The sequence below is a fragment of the Oceanobacillus oncorhynchi genome (assembly GCF_000821065.1).
Taxonomy (GTDB): Bacteria; Bacillota; Bacilli; order Bacillales; family Amphibacillaceae; genus Oceanobacillus; species Oceanobacillus oncorhynchi.
The window spans coordinates 447,210-469,787 of the sequence record NZ_CDGG01000001.1; the positions used below are offsets into that span (position 1 = coordinate 447,210).

General features: G+C 39.3%; 19 protein-coding genes. 15 read left to right on the plus strand and 4 right to left on the minus strand.

The genetic code is table 11. From position 1 onward, the window contains the following. The first annotated feature begins 867 nt into the window (after positions 1-867). The 8 genes from BN997_RS02100 to BN997_RS02135 all read left to right on the plus strand — a co-directional run bounded on the left by BN997_RS02100 (position 868) and on the right by BN997_RS02135 (position 8,124). Positions 868-3,282 (plus strand): Na+/H+ antiporter subunit A, encoded by a 2,415-nt coding sequence (locus tag BN997_RS02100; protein WP_084612812.1) that lies wholly within the window; start codon positions 868-870, stop codon positions 3,280-3,282. Beyond that, entirely contained in the window at positions 3,269-3,691 is a 423-nt protein-coding gene (locus tag BN997_RS02105; protein WP_042529231.1) for a Na(+)/H(+) antiporter subunit B, read from the plus strand. The genes BN997_RS02100 and BN997_RS02105 overlap by 14 nt, the downstream gene beginning before the upstream one ends. Before the next feature lie 2 nt (positions 3,692-3,693). Continuing rightward, positions 3,694-4,026 carry a Na(+)/H(+) antiporter subunit C gene (locus BN997_RS02110; RefSeq protein WP_042529233.1) on the plus strand — a complete coding sequence of 111 codons (333 nt, stop codon included), beginning with the start codon at positions 3,694-3,696 and terminating at the stop codon, positions 4,024-4,026. Then, positions 4,019-5,500: a Na+/H+ antiporter subunit D gene (locus BN997_RS02115; protein ID WP_042529235.1), complete on the plus strand. Its 1,482-nt coding sequence runs from the start codon at positions 4,019-4,021 to the stop codon at positions 5,498-5,500. The genes BN997_RS02110 and BN997_RS02115 overlap by 8 nt, the downstream gene beginning before the upstream one ends. Before the next feature lie 90 nt (positions 5,501-5,590). Next, positions 5,591-6,073: a Na+/H+ antiporter subunit E gene (locus BN997_RS02120; protein ID WP_042529237.1), complete on the plus strand. Its 483-nt coding sequence runs from the start codon at positions 5,591-5,593 to the stop codon at positions 6,071-6,073. Next, positions 6,073-6,357, plus strand: coding sequence for a Na(+)/H(+) antiporter subunit F1 (locus tag BN997_RS02125; RefSeq protein WP_042529239.1), 285 nt, complete (start codon positions 6,073-6,075; stop codon positions 6,355-6,357). Before BN997_RS02120 ends, BN997_RS02125 begins: the two co-directional genes overlap by 1 nt. A 19-nt stretch (positions 6,358-6,376) precedes the next feature. Next, the gene (locus tag BN997_RS02130; RefSeq protein ID WP_244882410.1) at positions 6,377-6,772 is read left to right on the plus strand and encodes a Na+/H+ antiporter subunit G; all 396 of its coding nucleotides are present in this window, start codon (positions 6,377-6,379) and stop codon (positions 6,770-6,772) included. A gap of 113 nt (positions 6,773-6,885) precedes the next feature. Continuing rightward, positions 6,886-8,124, plus strand: coding sequence for a cytochrome P450 (locus BN997_RS02135; RefSeq protein ID WP_042529243.1), 1,239 nt, complete (start codon positions 6,886-6,888; stop codon positions 8,122-8,124). A 124-nt stretch (positions 8,125-8,248) separates the two neighbouring features. Here BN997_RS02135 and BN997_RS02140 read toward each other — a convergent pair whose 3' ends face one another. Next, positions 8,249-9,268: an LLM class flavin-dependent oxidoreductase gene (locus BN997_RS02140; RefSeq protein WP_042529245.1), complete on the minus strand. Its 1,020-nt coding sequence runs from the start codon at positions 9,266-9,268 to the stop codon at positions 8,249-8,251. 298 nt (positions 9,269-9,566) lie between these two features. On the opposite strand from BN997_RS02140, the gene rlmN reads away from it, so the two are divergent. Both rlmN and BN997_RS02150 read left to right on the plus strand, forming a co-directional pair. Continuing rightward, complete coding sequence (gene rlmN / locus BN997_RS02145) at positions 9,567-10,634, plus strand: dual-specificity RNA methyltransferase RlmN (RefSeq protein WP_042529247.1); 1,068 nt, start codon at positions 9,567-9,569, stop codon at positions 10,632-10,634. Positions 10,635-10,717: 83 nt separating this feature from the next. After that, positions 10,718-11,203: a GNAT family N-acetyltransferase gene (locus tag BN997_RS02150; protein ID WP_276325289.1), complete on the plus strand. Its 486-nt coding sequence runs from the start codon at positions 10,718-10,720 to the stop codon at positions 11,201-11,203. Positions 11,204-11,271: 68 nt separating this feature from the next. Here BN997_RS02150 and BN997_RS02155 read toward each other — a convergent pair whose 3' ends face one another. Beyond that, positions 11,272-12,519: a GGDEF domain-containing protein gene (locus BN997_RS02155; protein ID WP_042529248.1), complete on the minus strand. Its 1,248-nt coding sequence runs from the start codon at positions 12,517-12,519 to the stop codon at positions 11,272-11,274. A 603-nt stretch (positions 12,520-13,122) separates the two neighbouring features. Between BN997_RS02155 and BN997_RS02160 the strand changes: the two genes are divergently transcribed. The 5 genes from BN997_RS02160 to BN997_RS02180 all read left to right on the plus strand — a co-directional run bounded on the left by BN997_RS02160 (position 13,123) and on the right by BN997_RS02180 (position 19,730). Next, complete coding sequence (locus tag BN997_RS02160; protein ID WP_042529250.1) at positions 13,123-14,289, plus strand: ParM/StbA family protein; 1,167 nt, start codon at positions 13,123-13,125, stop codon at positions 14,287-14,289. 12 nt (positions 14,290-14,301) lie between these two features. Further along, the gene (locus tag BN997_RS02165; RefSeq protein WP_042529252.1) at positions 14,302-14,826 is read left to right on the plus strand and encodes a hypothetical protein; all 525 of its coding nucleotides are present in this window, start codon (positions 14,302-14,304) and stop codon (positions 14,824-14,826) included. 1,220 nt (positions 14,827-16,046) lie between these two features. Continuing rightward, a complete protein-coding gene (locus BN997_RS02170; protein WP_042529254.1) occupies positions 16,047-18,275 on the plus strand; it encodes a ribonucleoside-diphosphate reductase subunit alpha in 2,229 nt (742 codons plus the stop codon). Next, positions 18,260-18,706 carry a flavodoxin gene (locus BN997_RS02175; protein WP_042529256.1) on the plus strand — a complete coding sequence of 149 codons (447 nt, stop codon included), beginning with the start codon at positions 18,260-18,262 and terminating at the stop codon, positions 18,704-18,706. The genes BN997_RS02170 and BN997_RS02175 overlap by 16 nt, the downstream gene beginning before the upstream one ends. Then, positions 18,687-19,730 (plus strand): ribonucleotide-diphosphate reductase subunit beta, encoded by a 1,044-nt coding sequence (locus tag BN997_RS02180; RefSeq protein WP_042529258.1) that lies wholly within the window; start codon positions 18,687-18,689, stop codon positions 19,728-19,730. Before BN997_RS02175 ends, BN997_RS02180 begins: the two co-directional genes overlap by 20 nt. 90 nt (positions 19,731-19,820) lie before the next feature. On the opposite strand, the gene BN997_RS02185 is transcribed toward BN997_RS02180, so the two are convergent. Beyond that, entirely contained in the window at positions 19,821-21,080 is a 1,260-nt protein-coding gene (locus BN997_RS02185; protein WP_042529260.1) for a hypothetical protein, read from the minus strand. A gap of 123 nt (positions 21,081-21,203) precedes the next feature. Continuing rightward, entirely contained in the window at positions 21,204-22,358 is a 1,155-nt protein-coding gene (locus BN997_RS02190; protein ID WP_042529262.1) for an N-acetylmuramoyl-L-alanine amidase family protein, read from the minus strand. Positions 22,359-22,578 lie beyond the last annotated feature (220 nt).

Consider the following 22,578-nt stretch of genomic DNA (forward strand, 5'->3'; position numbering starts at 1 on the left):
TATGAAGACGTCATGTTTAGTGTGTGTTCCAATAAGCTTTGTAAAAAAGCCCGAACGACAAATGCTGCAGCATTGCACTGACTTTGTCAGACTTTTTGAACAACCATTTTAACACCTCATAATGCCTTTGCTCTTACTACATGAAAGGCTTATTATTTTACCACGTTTTAACACAGCATGAGTGTCCGTCATTTCCCCATGAGGGTATTGAAATAATAAAACAAAACGTTGATTCAGTGGGAGTTTTTACGAACGGTTCTCCCTTATCAATATTATGGCTGGAAAAACGGTCACTACATTTCCTGATTAACTCAAGCTTCCATTCACAAGGGAAAAAAACATGTGGATTAAGTTGAGTTTCTCTCTATTTTAATGCATTGGTTCAACCACTTTATCGTCTTTGTTCCATTCAGTAACGTAAAATGCTGAAGGGCCCCCTGCAGCTATTTATATATACTTTCGTCAATAATAAGCTTTCTATTATTAGATTAGCATTTTACGGACAAAATAACCATTGTATATGCTGTTTGTTTAGAAAGTATAAGAAAAACCGCAGTTTTAAAGAAGCTGTCACAAAGCTCCTTACCTTGTGTCCTAAAATCCAGGCCTGCCCATCCTTATGAAGGCAAAGAACGAGCAATCTCGCCTATTCGAATGGTCGTTTTCTCCCCCGTTTTAAAGGGTAGTTAGTAAATAGCATACTTGTCTGGAGGAAATATGTGCGGACTTTTTAACCAGGTGAGAAATTTTAACCTTTTTTGCTGCTTGAACCCAAACTTTGATTGATGCCTAAACATCTGGCAACCATCTGGTTTTCTAACATAATCACAAAATAAGAAAAACAATGAAATGATAGGAGGTTCTCGTTTGTCGACTTTAGTACTGGCTATTTTTATCCCATTTCTGGCTGCTGCAATTATACCCTTCTTATATAAGTATATAAAAAACATCCATGTAGGCTGGTTCGTCATTCTGGTGCCGACAGGTTTATTCATTTATCTTGCTTCGCTCATCCCGGATATTTCAGGCGGAGAAGCAATTGTGCAGACAATAAACTGGATTCCGAGCTATGGAATCAATATAACGGCTTACCTGGATGGACTTAGTCTGACTTTGGCATTATTGATTTCCGGAGTGGGAGCACTTGTAATTCTTTATTCTATTTATTACCTTTCGCTGAAAGAACCAATAGGTACGTTCTATACATACCTTATGCTGTTTATGGGAGCAATGTTAGGTGTTGTGATGTCAGACAACATGCTGGTTTTGTATGTATTCTGGGAGTTAACAAGTATCTCTTCCTTCCTGCTAATCGCATTCTGGTATCAGCGAAAGCGTTCCAGAGAAGGTGCCAAGAAATCATTGATTATCACGGTTTCTGGCGGTATTTCAATGCTGGTTGGTTTTATCATGATTGGTGCCATGGCAAATACGTGGAGTATCCGCGAGGTAATTGCTGAAGTGGCGTCAATTAGCGATCATGCTTTATTTATTCCTGCTTTGCTGCTTGTGCTGCTTGGAGCATTTACGAAATCAGCACAGTTTCCGTTCCATATCTGGCTTCCGGATGCGATGGAAGCACCTACACCGGTTAGTGCTTATCTGCACTCGGCTACAATGGTAAAAGCGGGTATTTATCTGGTTGCTCGTTTCACACCGGTTTTTGGCGGGGAAGCTGTGTGGTTCTGGGCGGTTACTGGTGTCGGGATATTTACGCTTTTCTGGGGCTCCTTTAATGCTGTCCGTCAGACCGATTTAAAAGCATTGCTGGCCTATTCAACCATCAGCCAGCTTGGAATGATTATGAGTATGTTTGGGATGGGTTCCGCAGCGCTTCATCTTGGATATTCCGATGAATCGATGGTATATACAGGGGCAACCTTTGCGGCGTTATTCCATTTAGTGAATCACTCGACGTTTAAAGGCGCATTGTTTATGGTTGTCGGTGTTGTCGACCACAGTGTTGGTACCCGGGATATTCGCCGCCTGGGCGGACTCATTACACTTATGCCTATTACATTTACGATTGCAACAATCGGCAGTATGTCCATGGCAGGGTTACCTCCGTTTAATGGATTTCTGAGTAAAGAGATGTTCTTTATATCTACTTTAGATATTACGGAAGCAAGCTTCTTCGGCTTAGGAACGTGGGGGATTATTATTCCGATTGTTGCCTGGATAGCAAGTGTCTTTACATTTGTTTATTCCACTGTATTCGTTGTGAAAACGTTCCTTGGTCCATATAAAGAAGAAAAGCTGGAGCATCCGGCACATGAACCAAAGCCGGGAATGCTGATTTCACCGATTGTATTAGGATTGCTTGTAATTATATTTTTCTTTGTGCCAAATGTGATTGGAAAGAATCTGATTACACCTGCGATGAGCGGAATCTTTCCTACCTTTGCTGCAGAAGGTGCAGATTTAGGAACGGATATTTATGCGTGGCATGGCTTTGAACCTGAATTATTTATGACCATCGGTGTCGTACTGTTTGGGGCTCTCTTATTCTTCTCGAGAAAATATTGGTCAGGTATATATAATCTGTTTCCAGAGAAAAGATCAATTAATGTGTTTTATGGATTTGTATTAGACCAGATGGAAGATAAATCAACAGTTATTACAAATAAATATATGACGCGTTACTTACGTGATTATATGGTGTATATTTTTGCTTTCTTTATTTTGGTGGTCGGCGGAACTTTTATTTATACAGAGGCATACCAATTTACACTGCCGGAGAATGCAACGATTTCGGTTTTTGAATGGCTTATTGTGCTGTCTATGATGGCAACCGGGATTACAATTTTATTTGCACAGTCCAGACTGACAGCGATTGTGTTAAATAGTATTTTGGGCTTTGGAATTGCGATTCTTTTTGTCCTGCTGCGTGCACCTGATTTAGCACTGACACAAACCGTTATTGAAGCAGTAACCACTGTTTTATTCCTTGTAGCGTATTATTTCTTGCCTGAGCTGGAAAAAGAAAATACGTCGAAGAAAACGAAGAGTATCAACCTGTTTATCTCTATCGGTGTCGGTGTCGTATTTACGGCTGTAGCATTAGGTGTTCAAGGGAACAGAGGATTTGATACAATTTCCGGATTTTTTGAGAATTCCTATGAACTTGCTGGAGGAAATAATATGGTGAATGCCATCTTAGGGGACTTCCGTGCATTTGATACGATGTTAGAGGTAGTCGTTCTCTTAATTGCAGGGATTGGTATCTATACAATGATCCGGGTGAAGGCCAAGAAGGAGAGTGATCAGATTGAAGATAAATAACATCATCCTTCGTACAGTGGCCAAGCTTGTTTTCTTTATCATTCTGACGCTTGCAGTATATTTATTTTTCGCAGGTCATAATAGTCCAGGCGGCGGCTTCAGCGGCGGGCTGGTACTTGCATCTGCACTGGTACTGCTATTTATTGTATACGATATTGAAACCATTCAAAAAGGTCTTCCTATTGATTTTAAATTGGTAGCTGCTTTTGGTGCATTCTTGTCTGTGGGCACTGGGTTTGGCGCATTGGTGTTTGGTGCAAACTTCTTAACACAGGCCTTTGATTATTTCGATATCCCTTTTTTCGGGGAAATAGAACTGACAACAGTGACGATTTTTGAAGCTGGCGTTGCTCTTGCTGTTGTCGGTGTTGTGGTAACAATCTTATTAAGTATTAGTGAGGATGAGTAATTATGGAAACGTTAGTAACCATCCTGGCAGGCGTATTAGTTACAGTAGCAACTTATCTCTTGCTGTCAAAGAGTTTGATCCGCGTTATTATCGGTACTGCGATTTTGACCCATGCAGCCCATCTTCTCATTATGGTGCTTGCAGAATTAAAAACGGGAACAGTGCCGATTGTCGGCGAAGGGGATCCGGTAGATCCACTCCCGCAGGCATTGATTTTAACGTCAATTGTTATCGGTTTTGCGGTAACTGCGGTGTCTCTCGTTCTCGCTTATCGAACATATCAAGAGATTGGAACAGATAAATTAGATGAGCTGAGGGGGGAGCCGGATGAGTAATTTAATTGTTATGCCCATGGCACTGCCGGTCCTGTTTGGGATTATTCTTTTATTTTTGAGGCCTTATGTGAAGGTGCAGAGAGGACTGTCATTGCTCGTATTTGTTGCGAATATCGGAATCAGCGCATATGTGCTGCATCTGATTCAGCAAAATGGCGTCTTACGTCTTGATTTTGGCGGCTGGGAGCCTCCTTTTGGAATCTTATTTGTAGCAGATAGTTTTTCCATGCTGCTGGTACTGGCGGCAAGTATTGTTGCTGCTGTATGTTTAATCTATTCGTTTTCTTCTGTGGAACCATCTTTTGAAAAGAACTTTTATTATTCTTTTGTTTTATTTCTTATCGCAGGGGTAAATGGTTCCTTTCTGACTGGGGATATCTTCAACCTGTTTGTCTGTTTTGAAATTATGCTGCTTGCTTCCTACGTGTTAATCGTATTTGGCGGCAAAAAAAGACAGCTTCGCGAGTCGATAAAATATGTCATTGTTAATGTTGTCTCCTCTTGGATTTTCCTTGTAGCTATTGCATATATATATGGATCGGTCGGAACATTAAATATGGCGCATATAGCAGAGCGTGTTGCAGAAAATGGACAGACTGCGACATTAACTGTTGTCAGTATAGTTTTCTTAACCGTTTTTGCATTAAAAGCAGGTCTGTTTTTATATTTCTGGCTGCCGGGCTCTTATTCTGTTCCAATTACTCCAGTCGCAGCTATGTTCGGAGCGCTGCTGACAAAGGTTGGAATTTATGCGATGTTCCGTATGTTTACCTTGATTTTCTATCACGAACCGCAAATGACGCACACGATAATTGGAATTTTAGCAGGTCTGACCTTAATCGGCGGAAGCATTGGAGCAGTTGCTTATAAGGACCTCAGATTAGTTGCTTCTTACAATGTGGTCATTGCAGTTGGTTTTATTCTCGTTGGCTTGGCTGTTGCAACACCAGCTGCTATAGAAGGATCTATTTATTATTTGATTCATGACATTATTATAAAAGCATCCCTATTTTTACTGGTAGGAACGATGATTGCAGTGACTGGACAGACGAAAATGGATGAAATCAGCGGTCTGATCAAGAACCACCCGCTGCTTGGCTGGCTGTTCTTCCTGACAACATTATCTTTAGCTGGAATTCCGCCATTAAGCGGATTTATCGGTAAAGTCCTTGTTGGGGAAGGTGCTGTAGAAGGCGGCGCATATGTCTTATTAGCCCTTGCGTTTATCTCAAGTATCTTTGTTCTATACTCCTTGATGCGTATTTTCTTAACAAGCTTTTGGGGAGAAACGATTATCAGTAAAGACGAAGAAGCGCCAGCAAAGAAAGGCTGGAGCGTTGCAATGTGTATATTAGCTTTAGGGACGATTGCTTTGGGCTTAGGCGCTGAATCTATGTCTGTTTATGTTCAAGATGCAGCAGAAACATTATTAAACCCGCAAATTTATATTGATGCAGTACTTGGAGAGAATTAGCCTGGATGAAATCCGAATTATCGGGTGCCCTCGGAGTGTGCATGAATACCTCTGAAGCAGTTTTTCTAATAAACAAGGTGGTGATGCTGAATGCCGGCACAGTTTTTATTGAATGTGTTTATTGCTGTATTATGGACCCTGATTAATGATGAATCCGAACTTCGATTTACAACATTTGTCGCAGGTTATCTCGTTGGGATTGGTATTGTGTTTTTAATGCATCGATTTTTTGGAGAACGATTTTATCTTTCTCGCTTTATAGCGCTAATAAAACTGATATTTATCTTTACGAGAGAGCTTATTATGTCGTCAAAGCTCGTTCTTGGGCAAATTTTAAAACCGAAACTTTCGATTAAGCCAGGGCTGTTTAAATACGAAACAGTCTTACAGGGAGATTGGGAAATTACGGCTTTAGCACTATTATTAACATTAACTCCAGGTTCTGTTGTTATTGAAGTGACAGATGATGGAGATGCATTTTATATTCATGCGATGGACGTGGAAGAGTCAAAAGATATCCTGTTAAAGTCCATTGATAACTTTGAAAAAGCGATTATGGAGGTGACACGCTAATGATTCAAGGAATGCTGACGATTGCTTTAACGTTTTATGGAATATCGATTTGTATCAGCGTGATTCGTATTATTATTGGCCCGAGTCTGCCTGACCGTATCGTTGCTTTAGATATGGTTGGTGTGACACTCGTATCCTCCATAGCTATTATATCAGTTATGCTGACAACCACTGCATTTTTAGAAGTTATCTTGATTTTAGCTATCCTGGCTTTTATCAGTACCATTGCCTTCTCGAAATATATTGAGAGGGGGGTCATTCTTGAATATCGACGCGACGATTGAATTTATTGCTGCTCTATTTATGCTTGCCGGATCGATTATGGCATTAATCAGTGCGATAGGAATTATTCGTCTGCCGGATGTTTTTACACGTTCCCACGCTGGTACAAAAAGTTCTACACTTGCTGTATTATTGACCCTTCTTGGAGCATTTATTTATTTTGCTTCCAATCAAGGATTTTACAGTGTCCGGCTGCTGCTCGGAATTGCTTTTGTGTTCTTAACTGCTCCAGTTGCAGGGCATCTTATCACACGTGCGGCTTACCGGGCGAATGTAAAAATGGCTGATACGACTGTGGAGGATGAATTGAAAGAAGTGACAGATAAAGTAAAAGAAGAGGCGGAAAAAGAGCGCAGTGAAACTGGAGAAGTCATTATAGAAGACGAAAAGAAAGCAGACAAAGAGCATTCTGAATAGAGTGCTCTTTGTTTATAATTCTAAGATAACGGTGCATACTTTTAAAAGGGAGACAGGTTTTTAAGAGCGTTGAAGAGGGAAGTAGGATAGAGAAGTACATAGGGGGTTTGAAAATGGTGAAACCAATCGTGCAAGATAAAGGAATGGATCATACCATCGATTTTTTAAGAGACGGTTATTTTTATTTTTCTAAACGAATGAACGAGTATCAGGAAGACGTTATCGGTTCGCGTATATTTGGAAGAAAGCTGGTGATGCTGCGAGCGGAGGAAGCAGCAGATTTAGTAAAGGACACGGCTAAGTTTAAGCCTGAGAAAAGTATTTTTGAATTGTCCACCAGCCTGCTTAGGGAAGAAAATGGTTTATTTTATCTGGCAGATATCAATCATCATCAGGAGAAAGCCTGGTTTCAAGAAGTTTTCTCGGCAGAAAAGCGGGAAGAATTGGAGGCAATTATCCGACAGCGCTGGGAAGAAAGAATAGAAGCGTGGAAAATAAACCCGTCTATTGATTTTGTTACGGAAATGGAAGAGATGTGGGTAATTGCTGTATGTAACTGGCTGGGGATTCCGATTCGTGCAAATAATCTAAAGCAGCGTACCACGGATATTCAGGAGTTTGTTCAATTATTTTCAAAGTATGGATTCAATCGCTGGAAAAGAAAACAAGCGAAAAATAGAATGGAAAAGTGGCTTGTCTTTTTAGTACGTCAGCTGAGAGCGGGCAGAATCCATGTCGATGAAGAAAAGATACTATCCAAACTGGCTTGGTATGAAGATGAATCAGGTCAAATTTTACAGACAGGGAAAGTGGTTCAAGAATTATTATTGCTTATCCGGACTTTTGCAGCTTCCAGCAGATGGGTCGTCTTTTGCCAAATAGCACTGCTTGAAAATCCGGGGTTAAGGGATCGGCTGCAAGTAGATCATCAATATGTTGACTGCTTTATCCATGAGGTTATCCGTTACTACTCTATCACACCTTTTGCCGTAGCAAAGACACAGGAGCAGCTTTTTTGGAAGGATATGTTTTTTGATAAAAATCAATTGGTGTTATTTGATATACATGGCGCTAATCATCATCCTGATAAGTGGCTTCAGCCGGACTTATTTCAGCCGGATCGATTTTTAGATATTTTACCTGACTTTGGAGAAGGGGCGGCGAAAGAGCTCGCTTCTGCGAATGAGAATATAACAATGCAGCTCATGAAGGTTAGCTTGTCTTATCTCCTGCGGACCGATTGGATAGCTCCGAATCAGACCTTCACCTGCAGTGGCACGGAAATTCCGGCACGGCCAAAAAATGGCATGCCCCTGGATTTTTACCATCAATCTTTTGTAGAGGATATGTAAAGGCGGTTTTTATTGACTCGGACAGTGATGTAATAAAATACATTTTTCACGGTCAATTGCATTGCGATAAAAAGCCAGCTTGAACAAGAAATAACTTCTTGATCAAGCTGGCTGACGTTATCTATTATTCACTCATCAATTCGCCTACGATAGAATAGGAATAAAGTCTTTCCTTAATACCGTAGATCTGTGAGGTGATTATAATTTCATCTGCATCTGTTTCTTTACGGAATGCTTCTAACCCTTTACGGACAGTTTCTTTGTTGCCGATAATAGTTGTCTTCGGACTTAAAGACTCTTGTACAGCAGCTTTTTCTGCTGGAGACCAGACGGCATCCATGTTCTCAACGGGCGGCTGCAGTTTAGATTCTATTCCTTTTCGCAGATTTAAGAATTGCATCTGATGAGAGGTAGCCAAATAAGCTGCTTCTTCATCAGTATCTGCTGCAATGACATTGACTGCAACCATTGCATACGGTTTATCAAGCGCTTCAGACGGCTGGAACCGCTCACGATAAAGCTCTAATGCAGGAACGGTATATGCAGGTGCAAAATGGCTGGCAAATGAAAATGGCAAGCCTTTTTCCGCCGCTAATCGTGCACTAAAATCGCTGGAACCAAGCAGCCAAATCGGAATATCTAAGCCCTGTCCAGGTATTGCCTTTACTCGGGAAACTGGATTGCTTGAAAAATAATCCTGCAATTCATTGACTTGCATCGGAAATTCCTCGGGGCCGGCATGAAGGGTGCGACGCAGGGCAAAAGCGGTTGCCTGGTCACTTCCGGGTGCACGGCCTAATCCTAAGTCTATCCGATTCGGATAAAGGGATTCCAGTGTGCCAAATTGCTCTGCAATGACCAGACTGGCATGATTTGGCAGCATGATTCCGCCTGAACCGACACGGATGGAGTTGGTGTGCCCGGCAATATGGCCGATCAATAAAGAGGTTGCTGAGCTTGAGATTCCTTTCATGTTATGGTGTTCTGCAAACCAATAGCGGTGAAATCCCAGTTTTTCAACATGCTGTGCTAAACGGACACTTTCCTGAAATGCCTGTTTAGCATCTCCTTCTTCGATAATTGGTGCGAGATCGAGTACAGATAAAGGTATATTTTGAAACTTTTTGTATGATTGAGTATCCATTAAACCCCTCCTTCACTAATAAAAATGATAAAGGTTTCTTAGGGCAGCGTCCAATGTTTAAACTTATGGCGTCAGAAGAAGTTACTTTTTGCCTCTTCATTCAGGGGAGGGGACTGCGTTTACTCGTCCTATCAAATATCGTCGCAGCGGACATCTCCTTGGCAAGAACATCCGGTGTTTTAAAAACCAAGTGATTTTCTTGATTCATCTAATGAAAAGAATGTGAAAACTATTTGCTAACCTGGTCGTAATCAAGTAATATAGGGAAAGCAGAAAAAATGAAATGAGGGTATTTTTGATGAGTCATTCATCTATTTACGGATTAACATATGAACAATTGCAGTCGTGGTTAATGGAACATGGTGAAAAACGTTTTCGTGCTGAGCAAGTGTGGAACTGGTTATATAAAAAACGGATTGACCGCTTTGAAGATATGAATAATGTCAATCAGTCAACGATAGATCTTTTAAAGGAAAATTTTGTCCTGCATACAATGGCTGAAGAAATTCGCCAGGAGTCAAAGGATGGAACGATTAAATTTTTATTCAAGCTGGCAGATGGCAATGTGATTGAGACGGTCCTGATGCGTTTTAATTATGGATTATCTGTCTGTGTGACAACACAGGTAGGATGTAATATTGGCTGCTCTTTCTGTGCAAGCGGGCTGCTGCGTAAGAGCCGTGATTTAAACAGTGGGGAAATCGTCGAGCAGATTATGAATGTACAAAAGCATATGGATGAGCGCGGGGAAGAAGAGCGTGTCAGCCATATTGTAGTGATGGGAATTGGCGAGCCGCTGGATAACTATAAGAATTTAATGGATTTCCTATACATTGTGAATGATGATGGCGGATTAAATATCGGTGCACGTCATATTACGGTTTCGACAAGTGGACTGGCACATAAAATGTATGAATTTGCAGATGATCCGATACAAGTCAATTTGGCTATTTCTTTACACGCTCCAAATAATGAATTACGTACACAAATTATGAAAATCAACCGTGCCTTCCCAATTGAAAAACTGATGAAGGCTGTGGATTACTATTTAGAGAAAAAGAATCGCCGGATTACGTATGAGTATATCATGCTTCATGATGTCAATGATCACAAGAAGGAAGCATTGGAACTGGCTAAGCTGATCAGGAACCACCGCCATTTAGCTTACGTGAATCTGATTCCATATAATACGGTCGATGAGCATATAGATTATCAGCGCAGCAGTTCAGAGAATATCCAGGCCTTTTATGAAACATTGAAGGCAGAAGGAATTCAATGCGGTGTCCGCTGGGAGAATGGTGCGGATATTGATGCAGCCTGCGGTCAATTACGCAGTAAGCAAATTAAAAAGACAAAAGCAGTTTAATATACAGTGAAAGGAGCTTGCTCTGAGACAGGGCAGCTTCTTTCTTTATAAATAGGGCGGATAGCCGGGGGAGGAGTTATGTATTGGATAAATCAGTTCTCATCAGAGAAATCGAAGCAAAGGATGATAAAGCGATGGAAGCGATTATTAAGAGCTCCTTAGAAAAACATCATCTCGATCATGAAGGGACAGCTTATACAGACCCGCAGCTTGCTGAGCTAAGCTCTTATTATCAAGCACGGCCAAAGGATAAATATTGGGTAATGGAGCTGGATGGGGAAGTCGTTGGCGGTGTTGGTATAGGTATATATAATGAAAAGCAGTCTATTTGTGAGCTGCAGAAGCTTTATTTGGCTCCTTCAGCTCAAGGCAAGGGTTTATCCCGGAAGCTGATGAAAACGGCTCTGGACTATGCTTCTGTGCATTTTAAACAATGCTATTTAGAAACAAGACATGAATTGGAGGCGGCGAGCAGTTTATATGAAAAATATGGCTTTCAATCCTTGGAGAAACCTTTGGAAGGAAGCGAACACTCGGCTATGGACCGGTGGTATATCAAGGTATTATAGAGAAAGGGCAGCTTCGTTCAATTTTAACGAAGCTGCCCTTTCTTATGCTTGGTGCACAAAGTAATACGTTATTTCTTGTTATTTAACCTGCCATCCATAGAAATAATCCGATTTTTCCCGCTGTTTTTTGCCTTTAACAGCAATTCATCAGCTTGTAAATAAGCATTCTTAAGCTCCGTCAGACGATCATTATGGATATAATACATTCCAAATGAGGCGGTATAAGGGATGCTGACAGCTTCAGACCGGAATTCTGTCTGGGCAGGGGCAGCCAAAATAGTATCCCTAAGTTCATTTAGAAAAGACTGGCAATCTTCATAGTTTTTATTCCGTAGAATGATGGTAAATTCCTCTCCGCCCGTGCGAAATACATAATCACAGGAATCTATGCTATTCTGCAGTATTTGGGCGAAGTGTCGGATGACATTGTCGCCGACAACATGATTAAACGTATCATTGATAGATTTAAAAGCATCGATATCACCAATAATCAGGGCGATGTCTTCTTCCTTCTCGTCTAACTCCTGCATTACTTTATTCAGATAGGTCCGATTATAAATATTCGTCAGAAAATCGGTATAGGCCATTTTTTTAAATCGTTCGCTTTCCTGTTTTTGGAGTAAAAGCTTGGTATGAAATATCCCTGCGCGTCCTACGATATAACTCAATAGGAAAATAGCAATCACTGCTTCCCATTGCCCTTCGGATATAAATGTGAAAAGCAGCCCGTTTGTCAAAGCTGTTTTAAGCAAATCAATCATGCTTCGCCCGGTAATAAATTCAAATGCTTCCTGTTTCGAATGTATATTTTTAGTAACAAGCATGATTAATATTAAAAAACAGGAAGAAATAACGTCCATTAAAATAATTAACAAGAATACAACCAGCCAGAACGAGAAGGGGAGGCCCTGTACAGCAGGGTATATAGTGTGAAAACCATAGAATCCAATCGTACAGAATAATGTCGGCGCACCAATATTATAAAAGGTATGCAGCAGTTCGTCCTCATCTGCTGTACCGGTGATTTTCCGATGAAAATACACATAAAATCGATTTGCAATTTCAAATAGAAATAAGCCTAATGGACCTGCTAATAAAACGAAGGAAAAGCTATAGGAAATACTATAATCAATATTCATTTTTCCGGCCTTAACAAGTGTCCTTAAATGGACAAAAAGGATAGAAAAGAAAAGGTAGATAGAATAAATCAAAATATAAGAGTTTACATCCAGAAGCAAGGTACCATAGCTGACTGAAAGCAAAGCAGCTATGGTAAAAACCGATAGGATCACTATACGCAGGTATAATCGGACCATTATAAGAACCTCTCCATTTCAAAGAATAGTAATTGGATTTTCCACCGGCCTGATACTCCAAGTAAAAAAGAAGCGGTGAATTAGACCTAATTATATGGCAAGTAAAATCATAGCTGCGTAAGTTTAAATAAATATAAGTAAATAAACGATGTTTTTACTTTCCCCACCGATTATAAAATACAAATATTTACTTATTCTAAGTCAGTAATATTCATATGTATGCAGTTATATTTTATAGAAAATTGTAATATTTAACAAGTATTATTTTTGATTTTGTAAAAACAGGGGAGAGCCACGGGTAGAAAACATCAGTAAACAATTATGTACACAAAAAAACAATATTGTTTACAATGAGTACAAAAATGTTTACTTGTAAACATTAGCGTGTATAAATTGATTTGACAGGTTTTATTGAAGTGTACAAGAAAACAAACATGTAAACATTTCGCTAAAACACTTGAAGAATGGAGAGGATGTGTTTATGCTAGAGTTATAGTTTATCGAAGAAGATAACTATTAGATAGAATGGAAGTCTAGATAGATTGCTCATTCGTTTTATGTTGTATTATATAGAAGAAACGTAATTTTGAAAGGAGAATGAAAATGACAAAGTCAAGAATTGCAGCAATTGATGTTGGAAATGATGCCTTAAAGGGGAATTTTGGTAAATTAGAAAATGAATACTACATACCCAATGTGGTAGCTCCTGATCTAGAAGACAGACCCGTTATTGGAATTGAAGAATTAGATACGAAGGAAGTACTGGATAATATTCATATCCGTATCCATTCCCCTGCCTTATCCGAAAATAACCTTGTTTACAGAGTAGGTAATCTGGCTACAAAAACAACCAACTCTCAGGAACTTGATCCAGGAAGCAGTAAATCAGAAGAGGATCAGACATTAGTTATGTTACTGGCTTCATTAGCATTAGATGCTGTATCAAGTGAAGTATTTAAAGAGAAAAACGGTGTTTATGATGCGCTTTATACATTAGGTACAGGATTACCGCTTAGAGAAGTAAAAGAAGGAAAAGACGTGGGTTATCGTTCCCGTCTATTAGGCTCTGTGCATCAGATAGAATTTTTAGTTACTCCAAAGCATCAGGGGAAAAAAGTAAATATTAAATTTGATGAAGTAAAAGTATATCCGGAAGGTTTTGCTGCATACGTCAATTTAATTATGGATAATGACTTAAAAGTTATCAACAAGGAATTAATTGACAAACAAATTTTAATTCAAGATATTGGCGGTTTATCCACAGATATTGCTGTTATTCGCAATAGAAATGTGGATGACGATAAAGCACAAGGTTTTAATATCGGTGTTTCCGAATCATTAGAACAAATTCGTGAAGAAATCAGATCAAAACACGGTGTAGAACTGGACAGCAGAAGAGATGTCGTGGATATTATCACCAGAAAAAATAATCGTAATCATATTATGGTCAAAGGAAGCCGCACGAATGTCCATGATATAACAGATCATATTCTGTTGGAGCTTGCTAAGAAAGAATATCGTTATTTGCGGAACGTATGGAGCAGGAATTCCCAGACAGAAATTTGCTATTTTGTCGGCGGCGGCTCTGCGGTGCTGAAAGATTACATCAAAGCGATCAATAATAAGCTGGAAGGCTACAATATTGAATTCTTTGAAGATGAGAATGAAAGCATCTGGATGATGGCTAATGCGTATTATAAATTAATTACCGATTTTGTGCAGAAGAACGAAAAGGTTGAGAAGGAAGAGAAGACTACGAAAACGAAGTAAGGTGATTATTCTATGGGAAAGAATATCGAAAGAGGACAAACAATCACATTTCGAATTCCTTCAGATACTCCTGACTACTTACTAAGACAACTGCAGCAATTGAAGGAAACCGAACGGAGAAACTTCTCCAGTAAAATTGCGAGCTTCGTTCTAAAGGGTGTCAATGAAATGACAGTAAGGGAAAAGGAGACGGTTACGATTCCGCTCCCCCGACAGCTGACAAAGGAACAAAAAAGCTGGTTAAAGCATGAGCACTCAGAAGCTCTGATCGGGACGATTCTATATCAATTATTATCCGATCCTATGCGGGCAACGGCACTATTAACTTCTATGAACAGCGGAGTGGAAACTCTATTTAAAGAGATAGAAGAACCAAGCAGCACTGTACCGGAAATAGAGGAAGAAAGCCTTCAGGAAGATTGGAGTATGGACGATTTAAGTGCAGGTGATTTAATGATTCATCCTGCTGAAGAAGAGGAGAAAGAGGAAGAAGAACCCGACCCATTAGGTGACTTCTTTTCAAGTATGAATAAATAAAAAAGGAACAGCTGCCATGAAATATGGAGCTGTTCTTTTTTTATAAGAGTAAGAAAGTATATAAAAAATGCTGAATATTGCCACTCCAACAGGTTTCATAGGGAGAGTAATCTTAGACCCCGGAAATACACTGCGCTTTTCATAGGCCTCGAACTCATCTACTTTAAAGAAGACTATTTGCTGATTGGCAAGCCGACAGGCGCAGACAGAAGCATAGTCGCACTTATATTTCTTCTTAGGTGGGAGCGGACGCCTGCTCGGCTAAAATACCGATATTTTAAAGACCAGGTAGTATTCTTGATTTTTTTGCTCTCATAAAACCCGCTTTTGTTTATGCATATCTGGGGATAATCCTGTGGAAATCTAAAGGATAACTTTTTGGTTATCTACACATTATCCACAGGGGTGAATGTGGATAAAAAATTGCCAATAAAAATCGTTTCTAAATACTTTTATTTCTATTAAATTAAGCTATAATGAGAACTTGAGTTTAATAAAAAATAGCGGATTTTATTTTTGATTGAAATTGTATATCTGTCCATTTAAGTTTAATTATTTAAACTATCTTTTGCATCTGACAAAATAAATTTTTTCTATAAAGAGGCACTCTAACTGGCGTAGCGTATTTCCAGAGTGCAATATAGAAGCCAAAATCTTTATTTCAACTAAATATATCATGTTATATTCAATTAAAAAAACTTATTCGCATCATGATAAATGAATCGAAAGTATGAACAGTTCAAAAAATAACGTTAACCATACGTTGTTTTCCCTTTGTTATTTTAAGCAGATAGTGCAGAAATCAGCTGTTTTTTTGGACAAAAACAGATTTTAGTTATAACATCCTATCTCGAATTAAAATCTTGCGTAGTTGAATAATCTATGATAGTGTTTAATACAAGATATAGGCGAAACGAAAAACGTTTAGCACTACATATTGTGTCTTGTCAAGGTAATGTCTGAATTGCTGAAATGGTGAAGCCTGCTGTAACCTTGGTTTCCTCCATCAACTGATTGTATTTAAAATGGAGTAATCTACTATATATAGTACGGATAACAGATTACTTTTCATCATTTCATTCATCAGCAGATTTACCTCACTAGACGCTTATTATTTTGGAGAAATAAGCAGTAAAGCCGTTGGAAAAGTATAAGTTTATTTTTATTATGATAAATAAATTGATTTTAAATAGATACATATGATTATAGGAGGCATAAAAATGACCATTATTATTAATCCGACATCGATTCAAGAAAAAATCAATCGTGCATCAGAAGGTTTGAAAGTAGATGCTGATGCTTGGTTTCAAAAAGCAGAAAAGCAGACACAGGGGGTTACTTCCAGTACGAAAGTGAATGATACCATTATTCAGACAGCCCTTGAAAATATAGATGAAGCAAATCCGGATTGGACGTATGCAGCTGCACGAATTTACGTGGAGAATTTATATAAAGAAGCTGCTGCCAACCGCGGCTATGACGAAAGAGAAAAATATGGTTCCTTTTATCATTTAATTAACATGTTAACCGATGAAGGCATTTATACACCTTCATTTCTGGAAAAATACTCAAAAGAAGAAATTGATCAAATTGGAAGCCTGATTGTACCGGAAAGAGATAGATTATTTAATTATTTAGGGATTTATACCATTGCTACACGGTATTTAGCAACGGATCATCAGAAGCGTGTATTTGAGCTTCCTCAGGAGCGCTGGCTGATTATTGCGATGCACCTAATGCAGGATGAACCGCAAAATAAACGGGTGGAATATATTCAGGAAGCTTACTGGGCGTTGAGTAATTTATATATGACTGTAGCAACACCAACCTTAACCAATGCCGGAAAAACACATGGCCAGCTTTCCAGCTGCTTTATTGATACTGTAGATGACAGCCTGCAGGCGATTTATGACAGTAATACCGATATTGCCAAGCTTTCTAAAAACGGCGGCGGAATCGGTGTTTACATGGGTAAAATTCGTGCACGGGGCAGCTCAATCAAAGGATTTAAAGGAATGTCCAGCGGTGTTGTGCCATGGATCAAACAGTTAAACAATACAGCAGTCAGCGTGGATCAGCTTGGAACCCGTAAAGGTGCGATTGCGATTTATTTAGATGTATGGCATCGTGATATCGAATCATTCCTTGATTTGAAGCTTAACAATGGGGATGATCGCATGCGTGCGCATGATATCTTCACTGGCGTATGCTTGCCGGACTACTTTATGGAACAGGTTGAAAACCGCGGCGATTGGTATTTATTTGATCCGCATGAAGTACGTCAGGTAATGGGCTATTCTCTAGAGGACTTTTATGATGAAGAAAAAGGAAATGGTTCATGGCGTCAAAAATACGAAGAATGTGTCGCAAATGAAGATTTATCAAAAGAAAAAGTACCGGCGATTGAAATTATGAAGCGTTTGATGCGTTCTCAGTTAGAATCTGGCACGCCTTTCATGTTCTACCGTGATGAAGTAAACCGTCAAAATGCAAATTCACATGAAGGTTTGATTTATTGCTCGAACCTGTGTACAGAAATTACACAAAATCAGTCACCCACTGAATTTGTTGAAGAGTTTTTAGAAAGTGAAAATACCATTGTAAGAAAATATCAGGCTGGAGACTATGTGGTTTGTAATTTGAGCTCGGTGAACCTTGGAAGAGCTGTTTCCAATGATGTATTAGAGCGTCTGATACCGATTCAGGTAAGAATGCTGGATAATGTGATCGATATTAATACACTGCCGATCATGCAGGCAACCATTACAAACCAAAAATACCGCGCTATTGGTCTAGGAACGTTTGGGTGGCATCATCTTCTTGCGCTAAAAGGAATCGGCTGGGAAACAGAAGAAGCTGTTCAATATGCGGATGAGCTTTACGAAAATATCGCTTATTTAACGATTAAAAGCAGTATGGAGCTAAGTAAAGAAAAAGGTGCGTATTCTGTTTACGAAGGAAGTAAATGGAGCACAGGTGCTTATTTTGACCAAAAAGGCTATACTGACTCTAAATGGACTGCATTAAAAGAAGAAGTCAAAGAGAATGGTATCCGTAATGGTTATTTAATGGCTGTTGCACCGAATTCTACAACGGCGATGATTGCTGGTTCGACAGCAAGTATCGATCCGATTTTCCAAGTGTTCTATCATGAAGAAAAGAAGGATTTTAAAATACCTGTTACAGCACCGGCTTTAGACCATAACACGTATAATATTTATCGCCGTTCTGCGTATATTGTAGACCAGCGTTATTCTGTGAGCCAGAATGCAAAACGCCAGCGTCATATTGATCAAAGTTTATCATTTAATATTTATGTACCGAATACAATTCGCGCATCTGTATTACTCGACTTACACTTACAGGCATGGAATGAAGGATTAAAAACGACGTATTATGTCCGTTCCACATCCAACGATGTCGAAGAGTGTGAGTGGTGTCAAAGTTGAGGATTCTCATTGCGTATTTAAGCTACAGTGGTAATACAGAAGAGGTTGCTGCGTATATTGGGGATTATTTAAATAAAGAAGGGATAACAGTTGAGTGGCATCGAATCGGCATCGATGCACTCAGCGATCCTGCTGATTACGACCTTGTATTTTTGGGTACCTTCACTTGGGAAAGAGGAGCTACACCAGATGAGGTAAAGGATTTTGTTTTGGAAGTAGGATATAAACCTGAAAATATGGTTATTTTCGGAACTGGAGATACACAATTTGGCGGGGATGATTTGTTTTGCAAAGCAGCAGATAAATTAGCCCATTTTTATGGAAGCAGTTATCCGGCTCTTAAAATCGAACAATCGCCGCGTGGATCACAGGAGAATAAGATTGAACAGTGGTTAGAAGGAGTGCTGAATCATGCAAAAAGTTACGCTTGAGCGTGCTAAAACGTTAGAACCGCGTTTTCCAAATAAGTCAACCGGCGTATTTGGAGGCCAATCAAGTGGCATTCTAAATTGGAATGATATTGCTTATCCACATTGGTATAAAATATATAAACGACTTGTCGGAAACTATTGGCAGGCCGATGAAATAAATATGTCTAGTGACGTAAAACAGTTTCCTACCCTGTCTGAAGAAGAGCAGGATGCGTATTTGAAAATAATTGGGCTGTTATCCACATTAGACGCACCGCAAACAAGAACAGCATTGTTGATTTCACTCTATGCAACAGATGCTTCTGTCCAATCAATTATGGCGGTTATCGCGCAACAGGAAGCAGTGCATAATGAAAGTTATTCTTATGTTCTATCCTCTGTCGTTTCCTGGAATGAACAGAATGAATCATTCCAATTAGGAAGAACAGATGAATTATTGATGAAACGGAACGAACTGTTAACAGAGCAATATAATACGTTTGTGGAAAATCCGACAATAGAAAATATCCTTAAAACATTAGTATATACTTCACTGTTAGAAGGAATGTTTTTCTATTCTGGATTTGCTTTCTTCTATAATTTGGCGAGACAGAATAAAATGGTAGGAACCTCCACGATGATCAGCTATATCAACCGTGATGAATTGGAGCATGGCCGCTTTATTACAGAATTGTTCCGTGCCACCTTAGCTGAGAACCCGGAACATAATAATAAAGAATTCATTCAATGGGTTTATGACCATTTCCATCAATCTGTTGAATTAGAATTAGAATGGTCACATTACGCGCTTGCGGGTGTGGAAGGAATTGATATGGATGAGCTGGATGGCTATGTCAAATACCGTGCTAATAAAATGCTGCGTATGATGGGATTAGAAGAACTTTATCCAGAACATGTGGATAATCCTATGAAATGGATTCGTGCATATGTGGATAACGTCGATGGAACAAAAACGGATTTCTTTGAACAGAAATCACGTCAATATACGAAAACTAGTGATTTAAATGGTTTTGATGACTTATAAGAAAAGAAGCTTTTACGTTATATAGCGTAAAAGCTTCTTTCGTATTTCAGAAAGATAACCTGTGGATAAAGTTATAACTTATTCACAACATTACTCATCTATCGTGGATAGTTCTCCTGTAACGGCATCGATAGCATAGGAACCGCTTGTTACCTTTCCGCATAATTGATACATTTTCGTTTGATTATCATAAACATATACAGGTTCTACTTCGATATGCTCGCATAAATGTCCGGCAGCTGCTTCGACATCCACTTTTACGGCCTCCGCATCTGCAAGGAAATCAAAAGCATCCAATAGCGCCTCTGTATCCACGTAATTATCAACTTGTAATGTTTCTGGATGAATTAACAGCTTCAAGGATGGATAAAGAACCCTTGGTGTAGGTGTTGCAGGATCCAACCTTGCTAATAAATAGCCTCGTTCCCGTTTTACAGAAGTTAAGCGCCAACGACCGCTGTCATTTGGAAACTCCTTCTGCAGCATATTCGTGATTTCAATCACCATTTTCTCTGCGGTATCATCTGGAATAGGCAGGTTATTATCGGTGACTTTTTCCTTTTGAAAAGCTTCTTCTTCGGTAAATACATGTTTTAAATCGATTTCCTTTTTCTCGAATTTCTCTGTAGAAGGCTCCTCCCAAGTTAAAATTGTATCAAGAGGGGTATAAGAAAGATTATTCTCTACTTGATCGAAATAGATAATAGTATCCGGATTTTGATTGGAAACAAGGAAACTGGATATAACATAGTATGGCTTCCAAGCAGCAGTCGATTCGTCTGGGACTTCAATAAGCTTACAATGCTGCATTGCCAAAGGAAAGATAACCTCATCTACTAAATTAAAGGGCTCCCATTGAATTTGTGATTCATCTGCAAACATTCCATGTACGTAAAAGCTTGATAACATTCCTTCTTCATTAAAAGAAATCGTGACTGTTCCTCCAGGAAAAAGTCTGATATTATCCACAGCAGCGTGGAAAACGATTTTTTCTTTTGTTTCATTTACAAGCTTAAACTGTCTGCCATATTCTAATTGAGTCTGCTCTTCTATCCATTCAATCATTGATTCCATGTTATCCACTTGTGGAAATAATTCAGCAGACAACCGGTTTTCTTTCCCTACAAAAATAATTTCGGTCAGTTTTTTAGATTTGATATCCACAGCTATTACGACAGTTCCATTTGGGTTTAAATCATCGGTTATTGCTAAGCCGTTTGGAATCCAGGTCATACTTAAATGAATCTGATTCGCTTCATGTGGAAGGAAATCATAGCTTTCTAAATAAAAATCAGTCAGTTGAAATTGTTCACGTGTTGTTTCAATTATTTGTTTTGCAGCAGGATGCATAGGTATACCTCGCTTTTTGACTTATAGATTGATTAAAGTATAACATGCTATCTTCTCATTCTAAAGAAATGCATCAGCATGAAAAAACGGCTTCGAAGTATTTTCGAAGCCATTTCATCCTAATTAATTTAAATGATTAATAAGTCCATTGGTAATTGCGCGGGCTACGCTAGATTGATAGTCACCCGTCTGCACAACGGTCAGGTCATGCGGATTGGTAATATAGCCAAGTTCAATCAGCACAGATGGCGCATTTGTGTTTTCGAGCACTTTATATCCCGCCTGTTGTGTGCCTCTGGATGGCAGAGAAACAGTAGAAGACAGAGTGCTGTTAAGTGAGCTGGCTAAAGCAGTGTCAGAATCAGAATTGTAATAAGTTGTTACTCCGCTCACTGGCACAGCAGAGAAACTATCATAATGTAAACTGATAAAAGCATCGGTATTATAGCTGTTACTGATTCGTGCTCTTTCATCTAATGAAACAAAATAATCACCATTTCGGGTCACGATTACATTTGCTCCGGCTTCTTCCAGCTGCTGCACAACATAATCTGCTGTAGAGGTGACAACATCTTTTTCATAGATATTATTTAATCCGATGGCTCCCGGATCTTTCCCGCCATGACCAGGGTCAATGACAATGGTGTGTCCGGATAGAGAACCAGAGCTGCTGGACTGTGTCTGAGCTGCTTCGACAGTTGGAGCAGTATTTTCTGTTGCTTCTTCATTGCTGCTTCCGTCCGTTGTCAGCCAGGAAGCAATCCATCCTGTTTCGCCGTTGCCTAAGGAAATCTCAATCCAATCTCCTGAAGCAGCGTTGACATCAAAGGAATCTCCCTGATAAGCATAGGAAATAATGGTATCTGATGTGCTCGGGCCGGACCGGACATAAATGCTGTCAGCAGAAACAGTCACTGACCCGGAAGAATTTACAGCAGGCTCTGCAGCCGGTTCCTCATTTACTGTTTCTTCTGCAGCTGGAGCTGCTTCCTGACTCGAGTCGCCAGTTGAAATCAGATGGTGTTTGGCGACCCATACAGGTTCACCGCCATAATAAGTTTGAACCCAACCATGCTGTTCGTCAAACGCATTCACCTTATCTCCCTTTGTAAACTGACCAACCAGAGACGCATCGTTAGACGGCTCGCTTCGGATGTTTAACACAGCAGAACTTACTTCATAACTGTCGCCATTTGCCAAGCTTGCATTCGGCAAGAAAAAACTAAGTATAAATAATATTGCAGCCAATAGATAAATCTTCTTTGTTTTCTTTTCCATTGAATCCTCCTCTAGATGACTAAAATGAATTACATGATTGGATACTAATAGAATAGCCTAAACATAGAAGAGTTTAAACCTGGAAAGGGAAAAATAATTAAATAAGACTAGCATTTTTAGATTTATTTAGGATTAAGTAGTTATTTTGGGAAAATAATAATAATTCTCTCATTAAGGGAATTATTTATATATGATTGATAAATATCCGTTGGAGACATCA